Source organism: Nocardioides sp. Root140, assembly GCF_001426745.1.
Taxonomy (GTDB): domain Bacteria; phylum Actinomycetota; class Actinomycetes; order Propionibacteriales; family Nocardioidaceae; genus Nocardioides.
Genome location: NZ_LMFI01000001.1, coordinates 99,332 through 122,937, shown reverse-complemented (window position 1 = coordinate 122,937; position 23,606 = coordinate 99,332). Strand labels below are relative to the sequence as shown.

General features: G+C 70.2%; 23 protein-coding genes. 12 read left to right on the top strand and 11 right to left on the bottom strand.

Annotation, left to right across the window (positions count from 1 at the left end; genetic code table 11):
• Positions 1-44 precede the first annotated feature (44 nt).
• Entirely contained in the window at positions 45-3,788 is a 3,744-nt protein-coding gene (locus tag ASD30_RS00595; RefSeq protein WP_056675398.1) for a S8 family peptidase, read from the top strand.
• On the opposite strand, the gene ASD30_RS00590 is transcribed toward ASD30_RS00595, so the two are convergent.
• Positions 3,781-4,815 carry a helix-turn-helix domain-containing protein gene (locus ASD30_RS00590; RefSeq protein ID WP_056679024.1) on the bottom strand — a complete coding sequence of 345 codons (1,035 nt, stop codon included), beginning with the start codon at positions 4,813-4,815 and terminating at the stop codon, positions 3,781-3,783. The genes ASD30_RS00595 and ASD30_RS00590 overlap by 8 nt on opposite strands.
• A gap of 76 nt (positions 4,816-4,891) precedes the next feature.
• On the opposite strand from ASD30_RS00590, the gene ASD30_RS00585 reads away from it, so the two are divergent.
• The gene (locus tag ASD30_RS00585) at positions 4,892-5,467 is read left to right on the top strand and encodes a nicotinamidase (RefSeq protein WP_056675395.1); all 576 of its coding nucleotides are present in this window, start codon (positions 4,892-4,894) and stop codon (positions 5,465-5,467) included.
• Positions 5,468-5,487: 20 nt separating this feature from the next.
• Here ASD30_RS00585 and ASD30_RS00580 read toward each other — a convergent pair whose 3' ends face one another.
• Positions 5,488-6,270: an enoyl-CoA hydratase gene (locus ASD30_RS00580; protein WP_056675392.1), complete on the bottom strand. Its 783-nt coding sequence runs from the start codon at positions 6,268-6,270 to the stop codon at positions 5,488-5,490.
• A gap of 186 nt (positions 6,271-6,456) precedes the next feature.
• Here ASD30_RS00580 and ASD30_RS00575 point away from each other — a divergent pair, with 186 nt between their 5' ends.
• Both ASD30_RS00575 and ASD30_RS00570 read left to right on the top strand, forming a co-directional pair.
• Positions 6,457-7,023 carry an ArsR/SmtB family transcription factor gene (locus ASD30_RS00575; RefSeq protein WP_082563460.1) on the top strand — a complete coding sequence of 189 codons (567 nt, stop codon included), beginning with the start codon at positions 6,457-6,459 and terminating at the stop codon, positions 7,021-7,023.
• Positions 7,020-8,252 (top strand): MFS transporter, encoded by a 1,233-nt coding sequence (locus tag ASD30_RS00570; protein ID WP_056675389.1) that lies wholly within the window; start codon positions 7,020-7,022, stop codon positions 8,250-8,252. The genes ASD30_RS00575 and ASD30_RS00570 overlap by 4 nt, the downstream gene beginning before the upstream one ends.
• On the opposite strand, the gene ASD30_RS00565 is transcribed toward ASD30_RS00570, so the two are convergent.
• Both ASD30_RS00565 and ASD30_RS00560 read right to left on the bottom strand, forming a co-directional pair.
• Entirely contained in the window at positions 8,245-9,507 is a 1,263-nt protein-coding gene (locus ASD30_RS00565) for a calcium-binding protein (protein ID WP_056675386.1), read from the bottom strand. The genes ASD30_RS00570 and ASD30_RS00565 overlap by 8 nt on opposite strands.
• Positions 9,508-9,621: 114 nt before the next feature.
• The gene (locus tag ASD30_RS00560; RefSeq protein WP_056675382.1) at positions 9,622-10,158 is read right to left on the bottom strand and encodes a DUF1697 domain-containing protein; all 537 of its coding nucleotides are present in this window, start codon (positions 10,156-10,158) and stop codon (positions 9,622-9,624) included.
• Between the two features lie 37 nt (positions 10,159-10,195).
• Between ASD30_RS00560 and ASD30_RS00555 the strand changes: the two genes are divergently transcribed.
• Both ASD30_RS00555 and ASD30_RS00550 read left to right on the top strand, forming a co-directional pair.
• Complete coding sequence (locus ASD30_RS00555) at positions 10,196-10,948, top strand: hypothetical protein (RefSeq protein WP_056675379.1); 753 nt, start codon at positions 10,196-10,198, stop codon at positions 10,946-10,948.
• On the top strand, positions 10,945-11,574 hold the full coding sequence (locus ASD30_RS00550; protein ID WP_056675376.1) for a hypothetical protein: 630 nt from the start codon (positions 10,945-10,947) through the stop codon (positions 11,572-11,574). The genes ASD30_RS00555 and ASD30_RS00550 overlap by 4 nt, the downstream gene beginning before the upstream one ends.
• A gap of 10 nt (positions 11,575-11,584) precedes the next feature.
• On the opposite strand, the gene ASD30_RS00545 is transcribed toward ASD30_RS00550, so the two are convergent.
• Complete coding sequence (locus tag ASD30_RS00545) at positions 11,585-13,018, bottom strand: glycosyltransferase family 39 protein (protein ID WP_056675374.1); 1,434 nt, start codon at positions 13,016-13,018, stop codon at positions 11,585-11,587.
• A gap of 174 nt (positions 13,019-13,192) precedes the next feature.
• Positions 13,193-14,068: an AurF N-oxygenase family protein gene (locus tag ASD30_RS00540; protein WP_056679020.1), complete on the bottom strand. Its 876-nt coding sequence runs from the start codon at positions 14,066-14,068 to the stop codon at positions 13,193-13,195.
• Between the two features lie 82 nt (positions 14,069-14,150).
• On the opposite strand from ASD30_RS00540, the gene ASD30_RS00535 reads away from it, so the two are divergent.
• The 5 genes from ASD30_RS00535 to ASD30_RS00515 all read left to right on the top strand — a co-directional run bounded on the left by ASD30_RS00535 (position 14,151) and on the right by ASD30_RS00515 (position 17,525).
• Entirely contained in the window at positions 14,151-14,843 is a 693-nt protein-coding gene (locus ASD30_RS00535) for a TetR/AcrR family transcriptional regulator (protein ID WP_056675369.1), read from the top strand.
• Positions 14,840-15,160, top strand: coding sequence for a DUF4873 domain-containing protein (locus tag ASD30_RS00530; protein WP_056675366.1), 321 nt, complete (start codon positions 14,840-14,842; stop codon positions 15,158-15,160). Before ASD30_RS00535 ends, ASD30_RS00530 begins: the two co-directional genes overlap by 4 nt.
• A gap of 70 nt (positions 15,161-15,230) precedes the next feature.
• Entirely contained in the window at positions 15,231-15,677 is a 447-nt protein-coding gene (locus ASD30_RS00525; RefSeq protein WP_056675363.1) for a MarR family winged helix-turn-helix transcriptional regulator, read from the top strand.
• On the top strand, positions 15,674-16,930 hold the full coding sequence (locus ASD30_RS00520; protein WP_082563457.1) for an MFS transporter: 1,257 nt from the start codon (positions 15,674-15,676) through the stop codon (positions 16,928-16,930). Before ASD30_RS00525 ends, ASD30_RS00520 begins: the two co-directional genes overlap by 4 nt.
• A gap of 76 nt (positions 16,931-17,006) precedes the next feature.
• The gene (locus tag ASD30_RS00515; RefSeq protein ID WP_082563456.1) at positions 17,007-17,525 is read left to right on the top strand and encodes an RDD family protein; all 519 of its coding nucleotides are present in this window, start codon (positions 17,007-17,009) and stop codon (positions 17,523-17,525) included.
• Here the strand turns inward: ASD30_RS00515 and ASD30_RS00510 are convergent.
• Together ASD30_RS00510 and hppD are read right to left on the bottom strand one after the other, a co-directional pair.
• On the bottom strand, positions 17,515-18,747 hold the full coding sequence (locus ASD30_RS00510; RefSeq protein WP_200950141.1) for a multidrug effflux MFS transporter: 1,233 nt from the start codon (positions 18,745-18,747) through the stop codon (positions 17,515-17,517). The genes ASD30_RS00515 and ASD30_RS00510 overlap by 11 nt on opposite strands.
• A gap of 160 nt (positions 18,748-18,907) precedes the next feature.
• Entirely contained in the window at positions 18,908-20,125 is a 1,218-nt protein-coding gene (gene hppD / locus ASD30_RS00505; RefSeq protein ID WP_056675357.1) for a 4-hydroxyphenylpyruvate dioxygenase, read from the bottom strand.
• A gap of 80 nt (positions 20,126-20,205) precedes the next feature.
• Here hppD and ASD30_RS00500 point away from each other — a divergent pair, with 80 nt between their 5' ends.
• Entirely contained in the window at positions 20,206-20,679 is a 474-nt protein-coding gene (locus ASD30_RS00500) for an Lrp/AsnC family transcriptional regulator (protein WP_200951058.1), read from the top strand.
• A gap of 121 nt (positions 20,680-20,800) precedes the next feature.
• On the opposite strand, the gene ASD30_RS00495 is transcribed toward ASD30_RS00500, so the two are convergent.
• The 3 genes from ASD30_RS00495 to ASD30_RS00485 all read right to left on the bottom strand — a co-directional run bounded on the left by ASD30_RS00495 (position 20,801) and on the right by ASD30_RS00485 (position 23,594).
• On the bottom strand, positions 20,801-21,436 hold the full coding sequence (locus ASD30_RS00495) for an IclR family transcriptional regulator (protein WP_056675351.1): 636 nt from the start codon (positions 21,434-21,436) through the stop codon (positions 20,801-20,803).
• A 116-nt stretch (positions 21,437-21,552) separates the two neighbouring features.
• Positions 21,553-23,352 carry a DEAD/DEAH box helicase gene (locus ASD30_RS00490; RefSeq protein ID WP_056675350.1) on the bottom strand — a complete coding sequence of 600 codons (1,800 nt, stop codon included), beginning with the start codon at positions 23,350-23,352 and terminating at the stop codon, positions 21,553-21,555.
• Positions 23,349-23,594, bottom strand: a complete 246-nt coding sequence (locus tag ASD30_RS00485; RefSeq protein ID WP_056679010.1) for a DUF3039 domain-containing protein — start codon at positions 23,592-23,594, stop codon at positions 23,349-23,351. Before ASD30_RS00485 ends, ASD30_RS00490 begins: the two co-directional genes overlap by 4 nt.
• Between the last annotated feature and the right edge of the window lie 12 nt (positions 23,595-23,606).

The window sequence follows — 23,606 nt, the reverse complement described above, 5'->3', positions numbered from 1 at the left end:
AGACGAGCTCCCCGAGCTCCCTGGTAAACGAAGGACTCCCTGGCATGCCGCACCGCCGTTCCTCCTCCACCCGCGTCCGTCGACTGGCTGCGCTGACCGGCCTGGGCCTGGTCGTCGCCGGACTGACCTCAGGCCTGACCACGGGCCCGGCCACCGGCTCCCCGGGCGGAGCCGCCCCCGGCCCGGCCGGGGCCGCCGCTGGTCCCGGCCGCGGTGCCGACGACACGGTCACCCTGGTCACCGGCGACCGGGTGCACGTCCGCGACGAGACCGGCGGCCACAGCTCGGTCGTCATCGAACCCGCCGCGGGCCGGGACGGTGTCGACTTCCACCAGCTGGAGATCGACGGAGAGCTGCACGTGCTGCCCGGCGACGCCGTACCGCTGCTCGCTGCCGGCCGCCTCGACGACGACCTGTTCAACATCGACCTGTTGCTCGCCGACGGGTACGACGACGCGGCGGCCGACACGCTGCCCCTGATCGCGACCACCTCCGGCACCATGCGCGGACTGTCCACGCTGGACGGCGCGGACCAGGGCGCCACGCTGGAGAGCGTCGACGGGCGGGTGATGGAGGTCCGCAAGGACGAGGCCGCAGACTTCTGGACCTCCCTGACGCAACCGGGAACGGCCCGGATGGCGGCCGGCGTGCGGAAGCTGTGGCTCGACGGCCGGGTCCGCGCCGATCTGGACCGCAGCGTGGCGCAGATCGGTGCCCCGACCGCCTGGGAGGCCGGCTTCGACGGCGCGGGCGTCAAGGTCGCCGTGCTGGACACCGGCGTCGACACCGAGCACCCCGACCTGGCCGGGCGGGTGAGCGAGTCACGCAACTTCTCCGACAGTGCCACCGTGGCCGACCGCTTCGGCCACGGCACCCATGTCGCCGCCACGATCGGCGGCAGCGGTGACGGTTCCGACGGCCAGCGCAAGGGTGTCGCGCCGGGCTCGGACATCCTGTCCGGCAAGGTGCTCGACGACACCGGCAACGGATACGAGTCCGACATCATCGAGGCGATGGAGTGGGCCGTCGCGGCCGACGCCGACGTGGTCAACATGAGCCTCGGCGGAGGCCCCACCGACGGCACCGACCCGCTCAGCCAGGCGGTGAACGAGCTCAGCGCGAGCAGCGACTCCCTGTTCGTGGTCTCCGCCGGTAACGACGGCCCGGGCGCCTCCACGATCGGCACCCCCGGCAGCGCTGACGCGTCGCTCACGGTCGGCGCGGTGGATCGTGACGAGTCGCTGGCGGACTTCTCCAGCCGCGGCCCCCGCCTCGGGGACCTCGCCATCAAGCCCGACCTCACCGCACCCGGTGTCGACATCGTCGCCGCCCGCGCCTCCGGTACGTCGATGGGCACCCCGGTCGACGCCCTCTACACCAGGGCGAGCGGCACCTCGATGGCCGCACCACACGTCGCCGGCGCCGCCGTACTGCTCGCGCAGCAGCACCCGGACTGGACCGGTGAGCAGCTCAAGGACGCCCTGATCAGCACTGCCCTCCCGGGTGATCTCACCGAGCACGAGCAGGGCGGTGGCCGGGTCGACGTGGCGCGCGCGGTCACCCAGGCGGTGCACGGAACCGGCACGGTCAACCTCGGCGACATCAGCGACGGCCAGACCGACGCCGTGACCCGACAGATCACCTGGACCAACACCGGGGACACAGAGGTCACCCTCGACCTCGATCTCGACGTCACCGACCTCGGCGGCGACGCGCCCGCCGAGGGCTCGCTGGCCCTGGCCAGCGACACCGTGGTCGTGCCGGCCGGCGGCACCGCGGAGGTCACCCTCACCCTCGACCCCACGAAGCTCGAGCGCGGACGGTACGCCGGCCAGCTGGTCGCGACAAGTGGCGACGTCGTCGTGCACACGACGATCGGTGCGGTGAAGGCCGCACCCACCCACGAGGTCACCTTCCGGGCGGTGGGCTTCGACGGCGAGTCGATCACTGCGACACCGGTGGTGCTCACCGGTGAGGACCCGCGCTTCGACACGCTCGTGCACGTCTGGAAGGACCGCGAGGTGACCGTCGAGGTGGGCGAGGGGGACTACTTCCTCAGCGCGATGGTCACTCCGGACGTCGACGACGAGAACTCCGGGGTCGCGATCATCGATCCCGACCTCGAGGTGACCGGCGACATGGAGGTCGTGCTCGATGCCCGCAAGGCGACGAGGGTGCAGGTCCGCACACCGCTCCCGACCACGCCCCGCGGCAACCTGGGCTACTCGGCGTACCGGAAGATCGCCGGGCGCACGATCACGCACAGTGTGCAGAAGTTCGACGACACCCGCTCGATCTGGGTGACCCCGACCGAGCACGCCAAGGGCGGCGAGTTCGAGTTCACCTCGCGCTGGCAGCTGGCCGAGCCGATGGTCACCGCGACCACCGTGGGGCGCAAGCCGCTGACCCTGCTGCCGGCCCTGGAGCGCTACTCCCCGACCGTCACCGGGAGCCGGCAGCTCGAGGTGGTCGAAGCCGGGGCTGGCAAGGCCGCCGACTACGCCGGCCTCGACGTCGCCGGCAAGATCGCCCTGGTCCACCCGGCAGGCAAGGGCAGCCAGGACGTCAAGGCGGCGGTCGACGCCGGCGTGGCGATGCTGCTGATCGCGCCGAAGGAAGGCACCCAGTGGTGGACGAAGTTCACCGGCCGGGGCACCCGTCTGGCGCTGCCCGTGCTGGTGCTCTCGCCGAAGGAACGTGACCTGCTCACCGACCGCATGGCCCAGGGGCGGGTCGACCTGCGCGTCTCGGGCGTCGAGGACAGTCGTTACACCTACGACGTGGTGCAGGTCTCCGACGGCCGGGTCCCCGACCAGGTGGTCCACGAGGTGACCCGCAGGAACAGCGCGACGGTCACCGCGCGCTACGCCGAGATGGGCGGGGAGCCCTGGGCCAAGGAGCAGCGCTTCGCGTGGCGTCCGTGGCAGGCCTACACGATCATCGAGTCGCAGCGCGACCTGCACACCCCGCAGCAGCGCACCGAGACGATCTCGAGCGGCGCGGCCGACACGCTCTGGCGCCAGCACGTCCTGCACTTCTACAGCTGGGACACGATGAACCCGATCACGACCGGCGCGGTCCACGGGATCAGGACCTATCGGCCCGGCGAGAAGGTCACCTACGACTGGTTCGGCCCGGTGGTCCGCCCGGCGGTGCCGGCCGGCAACCGTCCGACCCGCACCGGCGACGCCCTCGAGCTCAAGGTCGCCGAGCTCGCCGGCAACGGCGGTACGACGTACGACCGCGCCAAGGCCTCGGAGACCACCATGCACCTGTACGAGAACGAGCTGCTGATTGCCTCCGACGACCAGGCCTGGGGAAGCTACGACGTCGGTCAGCGGCCGGCGGACTACCGTCTCGACCTCGCGGTCGAACGCACCAAGGACACCACCTGGGAGTTCTCGACCCGCACGGACACGACCTGGAGGTTCCACTCGGAGCGGCCGGGTTCGGGATCGACTGAACTACCGCTGCTGCAGGTCGACTACGACACTCCGGCAGGGCTCGACCACGAGGTCAGGGCAGGCAGCATCGGGGCCCTGAAGCTCTCGATCGGGCGGGTGGACGCTCCGCACCTCGCTCGCCTGGCCGACGTACGAGCCTGGGTGTCGTACGACGACGGCGCGACCTGGCAGCGGCTCGGCCTCCTCAAGTGGGGCAAGGACGGCTGGCGCACGCTGCTCAGGCACTCACGCACGGCCGACCACGTCTCGCTGCGGGTGCACGCGAAGGACGCCGACGGCAACAGCATCGAGCAGACCGTGATGCGGGCCTACGGGATCAGCTGAGCGGACCCACGTCCCCGGACCCGGGGTCATCGAGCCAGCCACGGCGAGAGATCTGCCAGGCGAGCTGCATCCGGGTCTGGGCGTGGGTCAGCGTCATCACCTCACTGATCCGGCGCTGCACGGTGCGCACGCTCATCCCGAGCCGGGTCGCGATCGCCTTGTCGCTCACCCCGGCGACCAGGAGCGAGAGCAGGGCCCGGGTCTCGTCCGCCAAAGGGTCGGTCGGGGAGGCCTCGACGAGGGCTGTCTCGCCGGGCTCGGGCGGCGCCAGCAGCGGCGAGGACCCCGACCAGTAGCTGTCGAAGAGCGCCAGCAACGCGGTCAGCAGGTTGCTGTCGCGCACCAGTGCCGCCGTCGGCTCGCTGACCCCGTCGCGACCCGGCACCAACGGGCACAGGGCGATCGAGCGGTCGGAGATCGCCATCCGCACCGGCAGGGACGGCGCGGCCCGCGCCACCTCGCCGGCCCGGACACCCTGGGCGAGGCTGTCGAGCATCCCGGCCTCCTCGAGGAGCGCCTGCTCGTAGATCACCCGGTAGCTGACGCCGCGGGCCAGCATCGCGAACTCCTCGTCGTTGTCTGCCGAAGGCATCGCCACCACGCCGGCGCGACAGAACCACAGCATCTCCGAGCGGGTCGACAGCTGCAGGTTGCGCAGCTGCTGGCGGATCGCGTCGGTGCCGCTGATCACCTCCACGAGCTGGTTGGCGTCGCGGCGGCGGATCGACGCCCGGTGCTCCTCGGTCAGCTCGTTGACCGTGATGCGGGCCCGGTCCAGCGCGTCCATGCCGCTGCGGAGCAACGGTGCGAAGCCCACGTCCGGCGGGGTCGGTGCGTAGCGGCGCGGCTCACCTCCGACGGAGGTGACCAGTCCGACGGACTGCAGGTCCTCGAGCAGTGTTCGCACCTCGGTCTCGGCCAGGCCGAGCACCTCGGCCACGTGGGCGGCCGGCGCCTCACCGACCCGCACCAGCAGCCGGTAGGCATTCTCCTGCGCGGGCCCGAGGCCCGCCGCTTGCAACGACATCGATCCATTGTCGCCGATCAGGCTCACCCACCGCACCCGGTGGCCCGAGGCATGCCGTGCGCACTACCCTCGGTCCATGAAGCGCGCACTGATCGTCGTCGACGTCCAGAACGACTTCTGCGAGGGCGGTTCCCTGGCCGTGGCCGGCGGGGCCCAGGTGGCCCACGACGTCGCCGAGCTCCTCCACCTGTGGAGCGCCCGGGGTCCCGACGCCCCCGACTACGACCACGTGGTGGCCACCAAGGACCATCACATCGACCCCGGCGCGCACTGGTCCGACGACCCCGACTTCGTCGACTCGTGGCCGGTGCACTGCAAGGTCGGCACCGACGGCGAGGCGTTCCACCCCAACCTCGACCCACAGCCGTTCGACGCGATCTTCCTCAAGGGCGAGTACGTCGCGGCCTACTCCGGGTTCGAGGGTCGCGACGCCAACGGTCACGGGCTGGTCGGCTGGCTCCGTGAGCACGAGGTGACCGAGGTCGACGTGTGCGGCCTCGCCACCGACCACTGCGTGCGGGCCACCGCCCTCGACGCGGCGGCCGAGGGCTTCACGGTGCGCCTGCTCCCCCACCTCTGTGCGGGTGTGGCGCCGGAGTCGACCGAGCGGGCCCTGGCCGAGATGCGCGAGGCCGGCGTCAACGTCGGCTGATCGTCAACGTCGGTCGACCCTCACTCGCCCGTGAAGTGCGGGTGACGCTTCTCGCCGAACGCGCGCATGCCCTCGGCCACGTCGGCCGTGCGCAACAGCATCGTCTGCGTGGTGCGCTCGTTCTCCAGTGACGCCTCGAGCTGCGCGAGTGTCGCGGCGTTGACGGCCCGCTTCGTCGCGGCCTGGGCCAGCGGGGCACCGTGGCGCAACCGCTTGACGATGCCGGCCAGCCCGTCGGCGTACTCGCTGTCGGGGAAGACGTGGGAGACCAGCCCGGCGTCGTACGCCTCGCGGCCCGGGAGCGGTTCGGCGAGCAGGGCCAGACGCATCGCCCGGGCCCGGCCGATCGAGGCGGCCACGGTGGCCGACGAGCCGCCGTCCGGCATCAGGCCGACGCGCGCGAACGCCAGCAGGAACGCGGCCGACTCGGCGCACACGGCCAGGTCGCAGGCCAGGGCCACCGAGAGCCCGACGCCGGCGGCGATGCCGTTGACCCCGGCCACGACGGGCTTGTCGCACTGCACGACGGCGCGGATCAGCAGGTTGGCCGCGTCGAGGGCGCGCACGTCGAACCCCTCGTGGGCGTTCTCCCCCGCGATGTCGGCCCCGGTGCTGAACGCACCGGCCGTGCCGGTCAGCAGCACCACGCGTACGTCGTCACGCACGCTCGCCTCGTTGAGCAGCCCGGCCGTGCCGACCACCATCTCGCCGGTGAAGGCGTTCAGCGCCTCCGGCCGGTCGAACCGGATCGTCAGCACGCCGTCGGACTCGGTCACCTGCAGCCCCGGAACCTGGTTCGTCATCCCCGCAACCTAGTCCCACGAACCGGCAATGCTTGATGCGCGAGCCGGCAAGTCTTGCGTCGCCAACCGGCAATCCTTGATGCGCGAGCCGGCAGTTCTTGATTTCCAACAACTCCCCAACAAGTGCTTGACAGTCGAGGGCGACCTGCGACACACTCCCCAAGAACCCTTTGAGAGTGAGTCGACATGAGCGACGAGAAGACGCCGGTCTCGGCCCTGCGGGCGATCGCCCACCCGGTCCGGTTGCAGATGCTGTCCCTGCTGACCAGCACCGACATGAGTGCCGCCGAGGTGGCCCGTGAGATGGACCTGACCCATGCCAACGCCAGCTACCACCTGCGCGTCCTGGTCGACGCCGGCGAGATCGTGGTGGCCGGCGAGGAGAAGATCCGCGGCGGCATCGCCAAGCGCTATCGCCACCCGTGGCAGCACGAGGCCCGTCCCGACGGATCCGGTGTGGAACCCACCGAAGACGACCCGCAGATGTACATCCGGGCCGTCGCCGAGGAACTGGTACGCCGGTTCGGCCAGCGCAGGAGCGGCACCAGGACGTTGCTCTCGGACGCCGAGATGTGGGTCGAGCCCGAGGTGTGGGAGCAGGTGATGCAGCACGTCGAGGCAGCCTCGTCGCTGATGCACTCCGCGGCCCAGCCGCCGCGCACGCCCGGCACGCTGCACGCCAACCTCACGTCACTGGCCTTCCTGATGGAGGACAAGACCACGCAGGACACGACCGGGGAGGACGTGCGATGAGCTGGAGCGCCTCCTTCGCCCCCCTGCGCGAGACGAACTTCCGCTGGTACTTCGCGGCCCGCTTCATCAGCACCACCGGCTCGATGATGGCACCGATCGCGCTGGCCTTCGCCGTGCTCGACGTCAGCAACACCGCCAGCGCGCTGGGCCAGGTGCTGGCCGCACGCAGCATCCCGCTGGTGCTGTTCCTGCTGATCGGCGGGGTGATCGCCGACCGCATCGACCGGGCCCTGGTCATGCAGGTCTCCAACCTCGTCGCCGCACTGACGCAGGGCATCGTGGCCTGGCTGGTCATCTCCGGCAACGCCGAGCTGTGGCAGCTGATCGTGCTCGAGGCGATCAACGGCACCGTCGCGGCAGCCAGCTTCCCGGCGATGGCGAGCGTCGTACCCCAGCTCGTGCCACGCAACCAGCTCCAGCCGGCCAACGTGCTGCTCTCGATGACGCGCGGCGGCCTGGCCATCATCGGCCCGTCGATCGCCGCCCTGCTCGTGGTGACCGTCGGCTCGGGCTGGGCACTGGCCGTCGATGCACTGACCTGGCTGATCGCCTCACTGTGCCTGACCCGGCTGCACATCCCCCAGCGCGACCGCTCCGGCGACGCCGCACCGAACATGATCCGTGAGCTCAAGGAGGGCTGGTCGGTGTTCACCGGCCACACCTGGCTGTGGGTCATCGTGCTCGCCTTCGGCATCCTGAACGCGATCCACGCCGGCGCCTGGTTCACCCTCGGACCGGTCGTCGCCAAGGCCACGATCGGCGAGAAGGGCTGGGGCTACGCGGTCTCCGCCGAAGCCATCGGGCTCCTGCTGATGACCGTGGTCATGCTGCGCGTCTCGCTCAGGTTCCCCCTGCGCGCCGGCATGCTCGGCATGACCTGCTTCGCCGTACCGCTGCTGATGCTCGGGGTCGACCCGCACCTGCTCCCGCTGATTGGCGCGACGTTCATCGCAGGCGCCGGCATGGAGGTCTTCGGGATCGGCTGGAGCCTGGCCATGCAGGAGAACATCGACGAGGCTGTTCTTTCGCGCGCCTATTCGTACGACGCACTGGGCTCGTTCGTCGCGATGCCCCTGGGCCAGCTGGTCTACGGCCCACTCGGGAGCTGGTTCGGCTACCGCGACGTGCTAGTTTTCAGCGCGATCGTGTACGCCGCGGTGGCCTTGGTCACGTTGACCTCGAAGTCGGTGCGTGACCTGGAGCGGGTCCAGCTCGAGAAGGTCAGCTGACGATCTCGCAGGCCGGTCCGGTGACGCGTTCCACGGAGGTGCAGGTGTCCCTGCCCGGGCCCACGTAGGCCCGGTCACGACCGGCCCCGCCGCTGATCACGTCGTCGAGCGCACCGCCCTCGAGGACGTCATCACCCCCACCGCCGCGCGCGATCAGCCGCAGCGACCGTCCCGCCCGGAACCGCTCGGCCGCGGCGGTGCCGGTGACCGTCCATGAACCACGACTGAGCAGGAACGCCTGCACGTCGGTCACGTTGCGCACGGTGAAGGCGCCCTCGCCCACGAAGTTGCTCGCGCCGGTGGCCAGGTTCATCACCAGGCGGGTGTACGCCGGGTCGCCGGCACCCGGCTTCGTCCACTCGAAGGTCAGCAGGTTCTTCCCCGGCCCGCCGTCGACCTCCTGGCTGGTGCCGCGGGAGAAGACGTCCCAGATCTCGTCGTTGCCGGCTCCACCGAGGAGGCGGTCGACTCCGGCCCCGTGGTCGTCGAGGTAGTCGTTGCCGTCACCGCCGAGCAGCGTGTCGTGACCCTTGCTGCCCATCAGGGAGTCGTTGCCGCCCTGCCCGTCGAGGAGGTCACGATCGGCCCGCTGGAGCTGGTTGTAGGTGCCGTCACCGAGGGAGTCGTCGCCGGCGCCCGCGCGGATCACGTCGTCGCCCGATCCGCCCCAGATCTTGTCGTTCCGACCACTGCCCTGCACGACGTCGTCGTGCGGCGAGGCGAAGAACTCGAACCGTCCTGTCGTCGGCACCCGGTCACGCCCCTCGCCGGTGACCACGCCGGTGGCCAGGTTGGCCCGGATCGCGGTGGCCGAGGTGCTGTAGGTGATCCGCTTGTCGAGGTTGTACGTCGTGGACGTGCCGGGCTGGAGCACGTCGTCGCCGGGGCCGCCGCGCAGCACGTCGTTGGGCAGCGGGCCCTCGACGTCGTCGTAGTCGTCGATGACCGCACCCTGCCCGCCGTACAGCCTGTCGTTGCCGGCACCACCGTCGAGCCGGTCGGCGCCGACGTCGCCACAGATCACGTCGTCACCAGCGCCGCCGTTGATGACGTCGTGTCCGGCCAGGCCCACGATCACGTCCCGGTGCCGGGTGCCGTTGATCGTGTCGTTGCCGGGTGTGCCGACGATGGTGGCCCGCAGACCGTGGCAGGTGTGCGGCGCCGCCGTCGCCGGCGCGGCCAGGGGTACGACGAACGCGCCCGTGAGCGCCACGCCTCCGGCGATGCACATGCGCGTGGCCAGGTTGAGTCCCATGTTCGTTCCCCCGAGTCGTCCGGACGTGCGGCACCGACCGCGCCGGTGGCCCTACAGACATGGACGCAGCCCGGCACCGAAAGGTTGCCGGCCGGCTCGGGAAATCTCAGGAGGTCACGACGCGCACCACTTCGCGGCCAGCGTGGTCACCACGTTGTAGTTGCGGTTCGTGGCCACGCCCAGGTGCCTGGCCACGTTCATCGGGTCGACCGTGCCCTCCCGGTAGCCCTCCCCCATCAGCAGGTGGCAGGCCCGGCCGCGCACCACGGCGCGGTGCCCGTCGCGGGCCAGCCCGTCGATGGTCGCCATTGCGTCGGCGGTGAGCGGCTCCTTGAGCAGGTAGACGTAGTGGCGGCTCAGCTCGGGCGCGTGCAGCTCCTCGGCGTCGCGCCCGATCTGCGCGAACTCCGCGGTGGTGAACACCATGGTCGGCACCTCGAAGCCACGGTCGGCGAGGAACGCGTCCTCGAGGGCGACCTCGATCTTCGCGGTCGACCGCATCGCGGTCGTCAGCCTGACGTTGCCGGTGTTGATGTGCGTCTCCACGTCGGTGAAGCCGGCGCCCTCGACGGCAGCCTTGATGGCGTCCTTGGGGAACTTGCGGTTGGCACCCAGGTTGATCGCGCGCAGGAAGGCGACGTACGACGGCATGGCGTCGAGGTTAGCGACAGTCGCTACCCTGCGTGTCATGCCGGACGAGGTGGAGATCGGGTCGCCGCTGCGGCGTGCGTTCGCGCACAACGACTACGCCCGCGAGCGACCGCTGTTCGACGCCCTCGCCCACGGCTTCACGGCGATCGAGGTCGACGTGTTCCTCGAGGGCGGTCGGCTGCTGGTCGGCCACGGCACGAAGGACCTTCTCCCCGACCGCACCTTCGAGTCCCTCTACCTCGAACCGCTCGGGGCACTGGTCGAAGACCGCGGGCACGTCTGGCCGGACTGGCCGCTGACCCTGTTGATCGATGTCAAGAGCGAAGCACGGTCGTCGTACCTTGCGATCCACAATGCCTTGGCCCGCCGCGCTGACCTCTTCACCCAGCACCGCAACGACGGCCGCCTCAGCGGACCCGTCACGGTCGTGGTCAGCGGCCACACCGATCCGGTGCTGATGGCCTCGCAGCAGGTGCGCTACGCGACCCGCGACGGCAGGCCGGGAGACCTCGTCGACGGGCTGTCCGCGGTGACCACCACGATCAGCGCCAAGTTCGGCAAGCTCTTCGACTGGGACGGGCGCGGGCGCATCCCGTCCGGCGAACGGGAAGGCTTGCGGCGCGTGGTCAGCGAGATCCACCGGACCGGTCGCAGCGCCAGGTTCTGGGGCACCAACCAGCACATGTGGCCCGAATTGCTGTCCGCCGGGGTCGACCAGATCATCGCCGACGACCTCACCGCGCTGCGCGAGTTTCTCCTTGCCCATGACGGGGCATCACGACCCGCGTGAACCATCAGCCCCCGCCGTCGACCACCCGTTCCACCGTGCAGCGAATCGTCGCTCTCCCGTTCGTGCCGTTCGTGATGCTCTGGGACCTGCTCTGCTGGATCGGTCGCGGCATCGCCCGGGCGTTCGGCGCGCTGTTCGCGGCGATCGGCCGCTTCGTCTGGTGGCTGCTCTTCCCGGTCCGCTGGGCGTGTGCCCAACTGTGGCGCGGGTTGTGCGCTCTTGGCGGGGTGCTGGCCACAGGCCTGGGCTGGGTGTGGCGCCGGGTGCTGCGACCCGTGCTGCTCATCGTGCTGTTTCCGTTCGTGTGGATCGCGGACGCGGTCCTCGGCCTGATCGCCTGGCTGGGGCGCGGTGTCGCCGCGGGATGCCTCTGGGTCTGGCGACGGCTCCGTCCGGTGCTCACCATCGCGGCGGGCATGGCGGCGGCGTGCTGGCGATGGCTGGCCCGGGTGGCCGGCCACCTCTGGAGGGGCGTGACCCGGGTGGCCCTCGTCCTCTACTGGCCGTTCCGCCCGGTGGTGAAGGCCGTCGGCGTGGTCGCCCGTGCGGTGGGCCGCGCCGTGTCGCGCACGGCTGCCGCCTGTCGCGACTGGGCGCGCGGCGTGCGCTCGTGGATCTGGCAGTAGTCGGCAGACGTCAGTCGAGGTGCCGGAACTCCGCCCACAGGTCGCGCCACGGGGTGAGCGGTCCGGTGCAGATGGCGATCGGCTCGCCCTGCTCCTCGTTGTCGACGCCCTCGCCGCTGTCCAGACGCGCGACGACCTCGCACGACGTGAAGTGACGTTCGATCGACGCCAGTTGGGCGCCGACCATCACGATCGTGTCAGCATCGTCCGGCGGGCGTGCTACGTACCAGAGCTCGTTCTGGCCGCTGTACGGCGCGGGCAGGTCGGCGCCGAAACGGTCCACCGCCCCCACCTCGCCGTAGTTCGAGGTGATGATCGGCACGTCGCCGCCGCCGGCCTGTTCGTGCGCGCGGGCCACCTGCGCGACGTACTCGGGCCAGCCGACGGTGTCACCGACCAGCGGGCTGACGTCGGGGATCGGGGTGTCACCCACCGCATCCACCGGCACCAGGGGCAGGGCGAGCACCAGAGCCACCGCTGCGTTGAGGGCCACCCCGCCCGCCACGAGGGCCGTGCGGCCGCGGTGCCACACGGTCCAGTCGGCGACCGGCACACAGCCGGCGGCGAACATCACCGGCAGCAGCCCCATCAGGTAGTGCACCTGTGCGCCGCTGCCCCACGTGAAGGCGACCAGCACGACGAAGGCGACCGCCAGCCAGCGATGCTCGGGCCAGTCGGGACGCCGCACCAGCGACACGAACCCGGCCACCCAGATCGGCAGCAGGGGCACCCCGAGAAGCAAGGCCAGCATCAGCCAGACCTGGGTGCGCACCTCGTCGGCGTTGTTGTCGGCCAGCGCCTCGCCCATCGCGAGCTGCGGCCAGTCGTGGGTCGCCTGGAAGACCAGGTTGGGCGCGGCCACCAACAGTGCCAACCCGACTCCGCCCCACAGCTCGGGACGCCGCCACACCCGACGCGGCCCCACGAGCAGGAGGCCGAGCACCAGGCCGGCGGCGAGCACCACCACCAGCCAGCGGTTGTACGTCGACAGCCCGCCGAGCACACCGGTCACCAGCCACCAGCGCGGGGAACGCATGGCTCGCAGCACCGTCCACACCAGCGCGGGCCAGAGCAGGAGGTCGACGGTCGAGGTGACCAGCAGGTGCCCGATCATCAACGTGGCGGCGGCGAATCCGTAGCCCCACGCCGCAAGGGCCTGTGCCCGCCGGCTGCCGCCGAGCTCGCGCGTGATCGCGGCGATCACCAGCACCGAGGCGGCCACGCACACCGTCGCCGGAATGCGCAGCGCCCACTGCTGGTCGGCGATCAGGTCGCGGGTCAGCCGGGCCAGGAACGGGGTCAGTGGCGGCTGGTCGACGTACCCGGTGTCCGGAGGAAGCATCCGGAAGTACAACTCGTCGCGGTGATAGCCGTAGCCACCGCTGAACACGGACAACACGAGCGCGACGGCGCCCGCGGCGTACCAGTCCCCGCGCAGGCGCATGCCGATCACATTAGTGGGTATCGCCGGAGGTTCGTCGGGGGTGGCCCGTGCCCTGGGTGCGTGCATCGCAAGGCGGAGGAGCGATGGCGGGGCGGAGCCCCGTCGAGTCTCCGACAACGCCGCGAGGTGCGTGCACAGGGTGCGAGACACACGACGAACCTCCGGTGATGCCCATTAGGTCAGCAGGAAGGACGCCCGCCATGCCTTGCGGTTCGCGCCGCCGCCGACCATGCCCTGCTCCTCGAGGTAGGGCATGACCTTCTCGCCCATCCACGCGATCGTGGCGCGGTAGTTCGGGTTGCCCAACGCCGTACGCCGTCCGAGCTGCGGGTCGATGCCGACCGCCTTGTAGACGTCGGGGTGCACCAGCGAACGCATCATGATGAAGGCACCTTGCGCGGTGAGGGTCTGCGCCCAGAGGCGCTCGGCGCGCGACATCGTCGCCACCGACTTCTCCAGCTCCTCCCGGGCGAAGGTGACGTGGCGGGCCTCCTCGAGCACGTGGATGCGCGAGACCATGCGGACCAGGGGCTGGATGCGCTCGTCCTTCATCATGTCGCGCTGCCAGCGGTCGACCGGCTCCTCGCCGATCAGGATCGAGGCGTACGCCGCGGCGCCACGCGCGATCGGCGGGAAGACCCGCGCCAGCTTGTGGATGTGCGGCCTGGGCCCGTAGGCCGGGGCGCCGAATGTGCCGATCGCCTTGCCGAACATGGTGGAGTGGCGGCACTCGTCGGCGATCTCGGTCAGCGCGTAGTGCGTGCGGCCGGTGCGCGGGTCGCTGCGATAGACGTCGCGGAGCAGGATCTCCATCAGCAGGATCTCGAACCACAAGCCCACGCTGGCGATCGAGGCCACCTCGTGCTTGGTCAGCTCGATCTGCTGCTCCGGGGTCAGACCGTCCCACAGGTCGGTGCCGTAGAGGGAGGTGCGCTCGGGCTGCATCCAGTGCAGGCCGGGCACCGGCGGCGCGTCCCAGTCGATGTCGACCTCGGGGTCGTAGGACTGACGGGCCGACGACTTCAGGAGGCGGTCGGAGAGCGGATCCATGAGGGCCACGAGCGAGGTCCTTTCGACATTGGCACGACGTTTAACTGTAACTTCGAGTAACACTAAGGCTAGAGTGACTCACATGACCCGACCAGTCAAGGGATCCGCCGACGGCCGCACCACCCGATGGGACGCCCACCGAGACCAGCGACGTGCCGACTTCGTGGCAGCCGCAGTGGCCTCGATCGACCGACACGGGCCCGATGTGGGCATCGCCGCGATCGCCGAGGAGGCCGGGGTCAGCAAGCCCGTCCTCTACCGCTACTTCTCCGACAAGGCCGAGCTGCACGCCGAGGTCGGCAGCTGGGCGGCCCAGCAGGTGCTCGACCGGATCGTCCCGGCGCTCCTCACCGACGCCCCGATCCGCGACAAGGTGGCGCGCGGCGTCGACGGCTACCTGTCCACGATCGCCGAGCACCCGCAGGTGTTCCTGCTCCTCGTGCGCCACCGCAGCGACGGCAACGACCCCCTGGCCGACGGCAAGCAGCGCATCGCCACGACCTTCGCGCGGATCCTCGGCGACACCCTGCGCCACCTCGGCGTCGACGCGGCGGGCGCCGAGCCGTGGTCGCACGGACTGGTCGGCCTCGGACTCAGCACCGGCGAGTGGTGGCTGACTCGCGAGACGATGTCGCGCGAAGCCGTCGCGCGCTACCTGACCGCCTTCGTGTGGCATGCGTTCGAGGGCATCTCCCAGGAGTACGGCGTCCCGCTCACCGCACTCGACACACCCTCGAAGAGGCCGACCCCGATCACGAAGGGACGACGCACATGACGGTCCGCGAACACGACCCCTACGAGCTCGACGAGTGGTCCGGGGCCGCGACGGTGATCACCGAGGAGACCGAGATCCCGGTCGAGGTCACGCTGCGCGGATCGTTCCAGCCCATCGACGGCCACTTCCACTGGTACGGACGGATCGCTCCCAACGTCGCACTGTCAGAGACCTGCCGCGGCGGAGCGAACGTGGCAGTCCGCGCGGGCGATCTCACCGCCCCGGCCCGCCTCAGTGACGTCGATCCCTGGGGCAGGTTCCGCGTCACCGGCACCGGTCGGCCGCCCTTCCCGGCCGCCACCTCGCCCGCCGGCTGAGGAAGTCACTCCACGACGGCCGGATCAGGCTCTCTGGATTTACATAGGCTTCCTATGCAATAATGGATGCATGGCACAACCACCTGACCCGCTCGCCCTGGCCGGCGACCTCGTCACGTACGCCGCCCGCGTCCTGCGCGCCTCGCGCCAGAACATCCACGAGACACCCGCCGCCGGCATGCGCGTGCTGTCCCTCATCGACGAGCACGGGCCGTCGGGCATCAGCGCCCTCGCGGCGTACGACCGCACCTCGCAACCCACGATGTCCGGCGCCGTCGCCGGCCTCGTCGAGCGCGCCTGGGTCGAGAAGACCGTCGACCCGACCGACGCCCGCGCGTCACTCGTGCACCTCACCGATGCCGGGCGCACGGCGCTGGCCGTCGTACGACGCCGCAACGCCGAGGCCGTGGCCTCGGCCATCGACGCACATCCCACCCTGACCACCGAGGATCTCGCCACGGCCGTCGCCGTGCTGCGCGGAGTCCTCGAAGGCACGTCCCCGAAAGGCACGCAGTGACCACCGCACCACCGACCGACCACTCCCCCGCTCCCACCTTCCGCGACACGTTCCGGCAGCCCCGGGCCGTGTGGGCGGTGGCCTTCGCCTGTGTCATCACGTTCATGGGCATCGGCCTGGTCGACCCGATCCTCAAGCCGATCGCCGACGAGCTCGGGGCAACCCCGAGCGAGACCTCGCTGCTGTTCACCAGCTACATGGCGGTGATGGGCGTCGCGATGCTCATCACCGGCGTCATCTCCTCGCGCATCGGCGCCAAGCGGACGCTGCTCAGTGGCCTCCTGCTGATCATCGTGTTCGCCGGCCTGGCCGGCATGTCCGACTCGATCGGCGCCATCGTCGGGTTCCGCGCCGGCTGGGGGCTGGGCAACGCACTCTTCGTGGCCACCGCCCTCTCGACGATCGTGGTGGCCTCGGCCGGCACGGCCGGGCAGGCGGTCATCTTCTTCGAGGCCGCACTCGGACTGGGCATCGCGGTCGGACCGATCGTCGGCGGACAGCTCGGCTCGATCTCGTGGCGGGCGCCGTTCTTCGGCGTCTCCGTGCTCATGCTGATCGCGCTGATCGCCACCGCGTTCCTGCTGCCGCCGACGCCGCCCTCGCCACGCAAGACCTCGCTCGCCGACCCGTTCAAGGCGCTGCGCCACCCCGGCCTGCTGACCATCGCGTTGACCGCGCTCTTCTACAACATGGGCTTCTTCACGCTGCTCGCCTTCGCACCGTTCCCGCTCGACATGACCGCCTCGCAGGTCGGCTGGATCTTCTTCGGCTGGGGCCTGTTCCTGGCCGTCGCCTCGGTGTGGACCGCCCCCGCGTTGCAACGCCGCTTCGGCACGGTGCCGACCATCCTGGTCGCCCTCGCGCTCTTCGCGGCCGACCTCGCCGTGATGGCGCTGTTCACGGAATCGAAGACGGTCCTGGTGGTCGGCATCATCGTCGCCGGCGCGTTCCTGGGCATCAACAACACCCTCATCACCGAGGCGGTCATGGGCGCTGCTCCGGTCGAGCGGCCTGTCGCCTCCTCGGCGTACAGCTTCGTGCGCTTCTCCGGCGGAGCGGTCGCACCGTGGGCCGCCGGTCGTCTCGGCGAGGAGATCAACGCCAGTGCGCCGTTCTGGATGGGTGCGGGCGTCGTCGTGATCGGCTTCATCATCATGGCCGTCGGCAGCAAGCACCTCCGCGTGCACCACGAAGCGCCGTCCGCCCACTCCTCCGAGGAGGCCGAGGCGGTGCTGGTCGGCGACATCGACTGACCACGTCGTACGACGAACCGGCTGGGGCTGTGGATAACTTCTGCAGCCCCGGCCGGTTCCGTTCTAGCGTCCCTGCATGACTCAGATCTCGGCTGAACCCTCCACGCGCTATGTCATCGCGGCAATGTCGACCCGCTTCTGGCTCTACGTCCTCGACAGCCTGTTGCTGGTGCCGGTGAACCTGCTCCTGCTGTTCGCCACAGTCCTCCTGCCGACCCCGGTGGCACTGGCCGTCAGTTTCCTGGCGGTGCCGCTGTGGTTCGCCCTCTGGTGGCGGGGGCTCTCCGCCACCCCGGCAAAGATGCTGTGCCGACTCTCGATCCAACCAGCCCTGGGGCCGGGCAGGCTGACCTGGTCAGTGATCCTGCGTCGGCTCGCCGCGCAAACGGGCGTCCCCTACGTGATCAGCACGGTGGCACTGCTCCCCGCGTCAGCGGAGGAGCTGGAGAGCGGGTCAGGCTGGCTGCTCCTGGCCGTCGTGGCCAGCTGGAGCTGGATCCTCGTCGACTGCCTGTGGGCACTGGGCAATCCCCAACGCCAAGCCCTGCACGACAAGTTCGCCGGCACGGTCGTGGTCGAGCGGATCAGGCGGTGAGCGGCGCGATCCCGCGGCGCAGCGCCCGCCGGTGCCATGCCCAACACACCACGCCGAGCACCACGAAGACGAAGGAGGTGAGAGCGAAGCCCAGCGCCGTGCCGCCGACGTACGGCGTGACGGCGACGGCCACCACCGCGTTGAAGACCAAGGTCACGAACGTGGCGCCCGACATCACGGCGCCGCGTCGGGTCGGCAGCAGGTCGAGCATCATCAACTGCACGATCGGGTAACCCAGGCCGTTGCCGAACGCCACAGCGGCCAGGCCGACCACGGCCCACGGCAGCTCGGAGCCCAGGCTGGTCAGTGAGACCAGCACGCCGACTGCGGCACCGACGAGGGCGATCCCGAAACCCACCGTCACCAGTTGCACGGGCTCGATGATCCCCGCCGTACGACCGCTGACCCACGAGCCGGCGACCATCGCGCCGATCATCGGCACGAAGAGCTTCCAGAAGTCCAGCTCACCCTGGCCGAGCACGTCGACCACGAAGATCGCGGCGCCGCCGATGTAGAGGAACTGCGCCCCGAAGACGAAGGTCCCGGCCCAGGCGACGCGGTGGAATGACGGCTGGCGCACGACCTCGCCGATGCCGCGCAGGATCTCCCCGACCCGCAAGGGCACACGCGCGGAGGGCGGGTGCGTCTCGGGCAGCACGAAGAGGGTCGCCGCGATCAGCACCAGGCCGAGCACGCCCATGAACCAGAAGACGAGGTGCCACGGACCGAGCTGGAGCAGGGCTCCCCCGACGATCGGCGCGATCGCGGGAGCAAGTCCGAAGATCATCGCCACGCGACTCATCAGCCTCTGCGCCTGCGGCCCCTCGAACACGTCGCGGATGACCGTGCGGCTCACGATCGTCGAGCCACCGGCCGAGAGCCCCTGCACAGCGCGCCCGACCAGCAGCCACCCGAGCGAGGGGGCCAACGCACAGCCGACGGACGCGACGACGTACACGCTGACCGAGCCGATGATCACCGGCCTGCGGCCGACCGCGTCCGAGAGGGGGCCGTGGAAGATGCTCATCGCCGCGAACGACAGCATGTAGACGGTGACCACCAGCTGCAGCTGGTCAGGCCCGACCTCGAACTCGTCGCGCATCTGGTCGAACGCCGGGAAAGGCGTGTCGATGCTGAACGGGCCGATCATGCTGAGCATCGCCAGCACGATCGGCAGCGCGACCAGGACCCTCGCGGAGCGGGGATCGAGGGCTGGCGTCACCCGTGGAGTATCCCCGAGCCCACTCGGGCGCACAGGATCAGGGGTGCCGCGCGACCTACTGCACGCGCTCATTGATCGGTCACCGGGCACTTCCCATCACAACGTGGTGGATCACCCGCACCTGGTGCGTGTGATCCACCACGTTGTGGCCACCCCCGAGTCAGAGGTTGCCGCGGGCGTCCTGCTCGCGCTCGATGGCCTCGAACAGCGCCTTGAAGTTGCCCTTGCCGAAGCCCAGCGAGCCGTGGCGCTCGATGAATTCGTAGAACACCGTGGGGCGGTCGCCCATCGGCTTGGTGAAGATCTGGAGCAGGTAGCCGTCCTCGTCGCGGTCGACCAGGATCTTGCGCTTCTTCAGCTCCTCGATCGGCACCCGCACCTCGCCGATCCGGCTGCGCAGCTCGGGGTCGTCGTAGTAGGAGTCAGGGGTGTCGAGGAACTGGATGCCGTTGTCGCGCAGGATGTCGACGCTGCGCAGGATGTCGTTGGTGGCCAGCGCGATGTGCTGGCAGCCGGCGCCGTCGTAGAACTCGAGGTACTCGTCGATCTGCGACTTCTTCTTCGCGATCGCGGGCTCGTTGAGCGGGAACTTCACCCGGTGGTTGCCGCTTGCCACGACCTTCGACATCAGCGCCGAGTAGTCGGTGGCGATGTCGTCACCGATGAACTCGGCCATGTTCGTGAAGCCCAGCACCTTGTTGTAGAACGTCACCCACTCGTCCATGTGGCCGATCTCGACGTTGCCCACACAGTGGTCGATGGCCTGGAAGAGCCGCTTCGGGTGGCCCTCACGACGGGCCACGGTGGTGGAGCGCGCCACATAGCCGGGGAGGTACGGGCCGTCGTACTTCGAGCGGTCGATCAGCGTGTGCCGGGTCTCGCCGTATGTCGCGATCGCGGCGAGGCGCACGGTGCCGTGCTCGTCGGTCTCGTCGTGCGGCTCGACCAGGACCGTGGCGCCCTGGGCGCGCGCGTGCTCGATGCACTTGTCGACGTCGGTGACCTCGATGGCCAGGTCGACCACACCGTCGCCGTGCTTGCGGTGGTGCTCGAGCACCGGGCTGCCCGGCGTGACGCCGCCGGTGAACACGAAGCGGGCCGAGCCGGAGCGAAGCACGTAGGACTTCGAGTCGCGGCAGCCGTTCTCGGGACCGCGGTAGGCCTCGAGCTCCATGCCCAGTGCGAGCTGGTAGAAGGTCGCGGTCTGGGTGGCGTTGCCGACCACGAAGCACACGGCGTCCTGGGCCACCACGGGGAACGGGTCGCTCGACGCGTCGTACTCGACGAGACCCACCAGCTGCTTGAGCTGGTCGAGGGTGAGGTCGGCCTTGAGTTCGTCGGCGGTCAGCGCGCCGCCCGTGGAAGCAGTCGTAGTCATGGGTTCAGCCTGTCCACCAGCGACAAGATGTGCAACAGTACGTCGAAACACTGTGCATGTTGTCCAGAAGGAGCGTAGCGATGGACGATCTCGATGCCACATTGATCGATCTCTTCGCCCGGGAGCCGCGGGTCGGCGTACTCGAGGCCTCTCGCCGGCTCGGCGTCGCGCGCGGAACCGTGCAGGCGCGACTCGACAAATTGGCCTCGAGCGGGGTGGTCACCGGCTGGGGGCCGGACCTCGACCCGGGGGCGCTCGGCTACCCGGTGACCGCGTTCCTGACCCTCGAGATCCGCCAGGACAACATCGACCTCGGCGGCCACGACAGCGTGGCCCGCAAGCTGGAGCAGATCGCGGAGGTGCTGGAGGCGTACACGATCACCGGGGCCGGCGACATGTGGGTGCGCGTGGTGGCGCGCTCCAACGCAGACCTCCAGCGGGTCATCGACCGAGTGCTGGCCGACCCCGCGATCGTCCGCTCCACCACGGTCATCGCCCTGGCCGAGCAGATCCCCTTCCGCGTCCTCCCCCTCACCCGAACCGTGGATTCTTGATGCGCGAACCGTGGATCATTGATGTCCGAGCCGTGGATCCTTGCGCTGGGCCATCAAGAACCCACGGTTCGAGGCGCAAGAACCCACGGTTGGCGCATCAAGAACCCACGGTTGGCGCTGGTCAGGCGAGGCGGGTGGCGACCTCGGCAGCGGCAGCGGCGACCCGCGGGCCGACCTTCTCGACGTCGAGGGCGCCCAGGGTGACGATGCCGACCGAGGCCTCGAGACCGTCGACACCGCGGACGGCGGCGGCGATGCCCTTGGCGCCGGCCTGCAGCTCCCCCGCCGTGACGGCGTAGCGCGGCGCCGCGGTCTCGCGGCCGAGCAGGATCGCCTTGCCGGCGGCGCCCTGGGAGAGCGGGTGGCGCGCACCGACCCGGTAGGCGACGTGGAAGTCGGTCCACGACGGTTCCACCACGGCCAGGGCCAGCGCCTCCTCGCCGTCGGCGACGGTCAGGTGGGCCGTGCAGCCCGTGCTCTCGGCGAGCTCACGCAGCACCGGGACACTGATGTCGCGCAGCACCGGCTGCACTGCCGAGGCGAGGTGCAGTACGCCGAGCCCGACGTGCAGCCGGCCGCGCGCGTCACGGCGGACCAGCGCGTGCTGCTCGAGGGTGGCCACCAACCGGTAGACCACGGTGCGGTTGACCTCGAGCCTGGCAGCGAGCTCGGTGACGGTGAGTCCCGCCTGGTTCTGCGAGAGGACCCGGAGCACGTGGAGGCCACGATCGAGGGTCTGGGAAGTCTCGGTGGCCATGCGCTGAGCCTAGCCGTGCACGACCGTGGAGTGCACGGCGTGGCGAGGCGCGTCGAGCAGCCGCGCGGCTGAGGAACGAAGCCGCGACCGGCGTGTCGAGACACGAGTCCACGCCATCAGGACGACTTGCGGACGGCCCACTCGCGCAACGTGTCGATCCTCTTGTGCAAGAGGTCGGCCGTCGCGACGGCCGCAGCCGGTCCGCCGGTCTCCTTGCGCAGTGCCGCATGCGTGACGCCGTGCGGCTGACCGGTGCGGTGGAACCACGCGGCCACGAGCCCGTTGAGCTCGCGGCGCAGGATCGCCAGCTGCTCGTGCGTCGAGACCTGGGCGATGCTGTCGCCCTCGGCCGGCTTCGGCTTCTTCGTCTTCGCGGCCCGCTCGGACTGCCGGGTGCGCAGCAGGTCGCGCACCTGATCGGGCTCGAGCAGCCCCGGGATGCCGAGGAAGTCCATCTCCTCCTCGGAGCCGACGCTGACCTCGCCCTCATGGCCGAACTCACCGCCGTCGTAGAGCACCCGGTCGAAGGTGGCCTGCGAGCCGAGCGCCTCCCACGGGCCGAGCGCCTCGTCACCCGAGGCCGACTCGGCGGCGTTGGCCTGGTTCATCAGGTCTTCCTCGGCGGCGAACATGTCGTCCTCGTCGGTGACCTTGCGGCCCAGCACGTGGTCGCGCTCGACCTCCATCTCGGAGGCGTGCACCAGCAGGTTGGGCGCCGAGGGCAGGAACACCGAGGCGGTCTCACCGCGGCGGCGGGCACGCACGAAGCGGCCGACGGCCTGGGCGAAGAACAGCGGGGTGGAGATCATCGTCGCGTAGACGCCGACCGCCAGGCGCGGCACGTCGACACCTTCGGAGACCATCCGCACCGCGACCATCCAGCGGTCCTCGGAGTCGGTGAACGTGGAGATCTTCTTCGACGCCGCCTTCTCGTCGGAGAGTACGACGGTCGGCGCCTCGCCGCTGATCGCCTTGAGCAGCTTGGCGTAGGCGCGGGCGGAGTCCTGGTCGTTGGCGATCACGAGGCCGCCGGCGTCGGGCACGTGGCGGCGTACCTCCGAGAGCCGCCGGTCGGCGGCCTGGAGCACCGAGGGCATCCAGGACCCCTGCGGGTCGAGCGCGGTGCGCAGCGCCTGGGCGTTCTGGTCCTTGGTGAGCGGCTCGCCCAGCCGGGCGGAGATCTCGTCGCCCGCGCGGGTGCGCCACTGCATCTCGCCGGAGTAGGCCATGAACAGCACCGGCCGGACGACGTGGTCGGCCAGCGCCTGCCCGTAGCCGTAGGTGTAGTCGGCCACCGACACCATCGCGCCCGGGCCCAGCTCGGGAGCGGGCACGTAGGTGACGAACGGGATCGGGTTCGTGTCGGACCGGAACGGCGTACCGGTCAGGGCCAAGCGGCGGTGCGCCGGCTCGAACGCCTCGCGTACGCCGTCACCCCACGAGAGCGCGTCCCCGGCGTGGTGCACCTCGTCGAGGATGACCAGTGTCTTGAACCGTTCGGTGCGGATCCGGTGGGCCAGCGGGTTCACCGCGACACCGGCGTAGGTCAGCGCGATGCCGACGTAGTCCTGGGAGGTCTTGCCCTGACCGGCCGAGTAGTTCGGGTCGATCGGGATGCCGGCCCGCGCGGCCGCCTCGGCCCACTGGGTCTTGAGGTGCTCGGTCGGCGCGATGATCGTGATCCGGTCGATGACGCGTCGGCCCAACAGCTCGGCGGCCACGGTCAGCGCGAACGTGGTCTTGCCGGCGCCGGGCGTGGCCACTGCGAGGAAGTCACGTGGAGAGGCCGAGAAGTACTTCTCGAGTGCCGCCGACTGCCAGGCACGCAGCGACTGGGCGGTCCCCCATGCGGCACGCTCCGGCCAGGCCGGAGTCAGTGCTGCGGGTGGGACGGCCTCGGGGGGCCGTCCCGTCACTCGGAATCCCCGCCGTGGGGCAGGCTCTCCCAGATCTCCTTGCACTCGGGGCAGACCGGGAACTTCTCCGGCGACCGGCTGGGCACCCAGGTCTTGCCGCACAGCGCGGTGACCGGCGTGCCCATGACCATGGCCTCCATGACCTTGTCCTTCGGCGCATAGTGCGAGAACCGCTCGTGGTCACCCTCGTCGGTCGGGACCGTGCGACGGTCCTCGAGAACGTCTGTCTGGCTGAATCCGATCGGGTTGCTCAC

Bases quoted from the DNA above. Each gene is read 5' to 3' on its own strand.
- ASD30_RS00580 (WP_056675392.1), bottom strand. From the start codon at position 6,270: ATGACGAACCAGGTTCCGGGGCTGCAGGTGACCGAGTCCGACGGCGTG.
- ASD30_RS00560 (WP_056675382.1), bottom strand. From the start codon at position 10,158: ATGCCGTCGTACGTCGCCTTCCTGCGCGCGATCAACCTGGGTGCCAAC.
- hppD (WP_056675357.1), bottom strand. From the start codon at position 20,125: ATGACTACGACTGCTTCCACGGGCGGCGCGCTGACCGCCGACGAACTC.
- ASD30_RS00540 (WP_056679020.1), bottom strand. From the start codon at position 14,068: ATGGATCCGCTCTCCGACCGCCTCCTGAAGTCGTCGGCCCGTCAGTCC.
- ASD30_RS00500 (WP_200951058.1), top strand. From the start codon at position 20,206: ATGGACGATCTCGATGCCACATTGATCGATCTCTTCGCCCGGGAGCCG.
- ASD30_RS00535 (WP_056675369.1), top strand. From the start codon at position 14,151: ATGACCCGACCAGTCAAGGGATCCGCCGACGGCCGCACCACCCGATGG.
- ASD30_RS00530 (WP_056675366.1), top strand. From the start codon at position 14,840: ATGACGGTCCGCGAACACGACCCCTACGAGCTCGACGAGTGGTCCGGG.
- ASD30_RS00590 (WP_056679024.1), bottom strand. From the start codon at position 4,815: ATGTCGTTGCAAGCGGCGGGCCTCGGGCCCGCGCAGGAGAATGCCTAC.
- ASD30_RS00525 (WP_056675363.1), top strand. From the start codon at position 15,231: ATGGCACAACCACCTGACCCGCTCGCCCTGGCCGGCGACCTCGTCACG.
- ASD30_RS00555 (WP_056675379.1), top strand. From the start codon at position 10,196: ATGCCGGACGAGGTGGAGATCGGGTCGCCGCTGCGGCGTGCGTTCGCG.
- ASD30_RS00570 (WP_056675389.1), top strand. From the start codon at position 7,020: ATGAGCTGGAGCGCCTCCTTCGCCCCCCTGCGCGAGACGAACTTCCGC.
- ASD30_RS00565 (WP_056675386.1), bottom strand. From the start codon at position 9,507: ATGGGACTCAACCTGGCCACGCGCATGTGCATCGCCGGAGGCGTGGCG.
- ASD30_RS00595 (WP_056675398.1), top strand. From the start codon at position 45: ATGCCGCACCGCCGTTCCTCCTCCACCCGCGTCCGTCGACTGGCTGCG.
- ASD30_RS00575 (WP_082563460.1), top strand. From the start codon at position 6,457: ATGAGCGACGAGAAGACGCCGGTCTCGGCCCTGCGGGCGATCGCCCAC.
- ASD30_RS00515 (WP_082563456.1), top strand. From the start codon at position 17,007: ATGACTCAGATCTCGGCTGAACCCTCCACGCGCTATGTCATCGCGGCA.
- ASD30_RS00585 (WP_056675395.1), top strand. From the start codon at position 4,892: ATGAAGCGCGCACTGATCGTCGTCGACGTCCAGAACGACTTCTGCGAG.
- ASD30_RS00495 (WP_056675351.1), bottom strand. From the start codon at position 21,436: ATGGCCACCGAGACTTCCCAGACCCTCGATCGTGGCCTCCACGTGCTC.
- ASD30_RS00545 (WP_056675374.1), bottom strand. From the start codon at position 13,018: ATGCGCCTGCGCGGGGACTGGTACGCCGCGGGCGCCGTCGCGCTCGTG.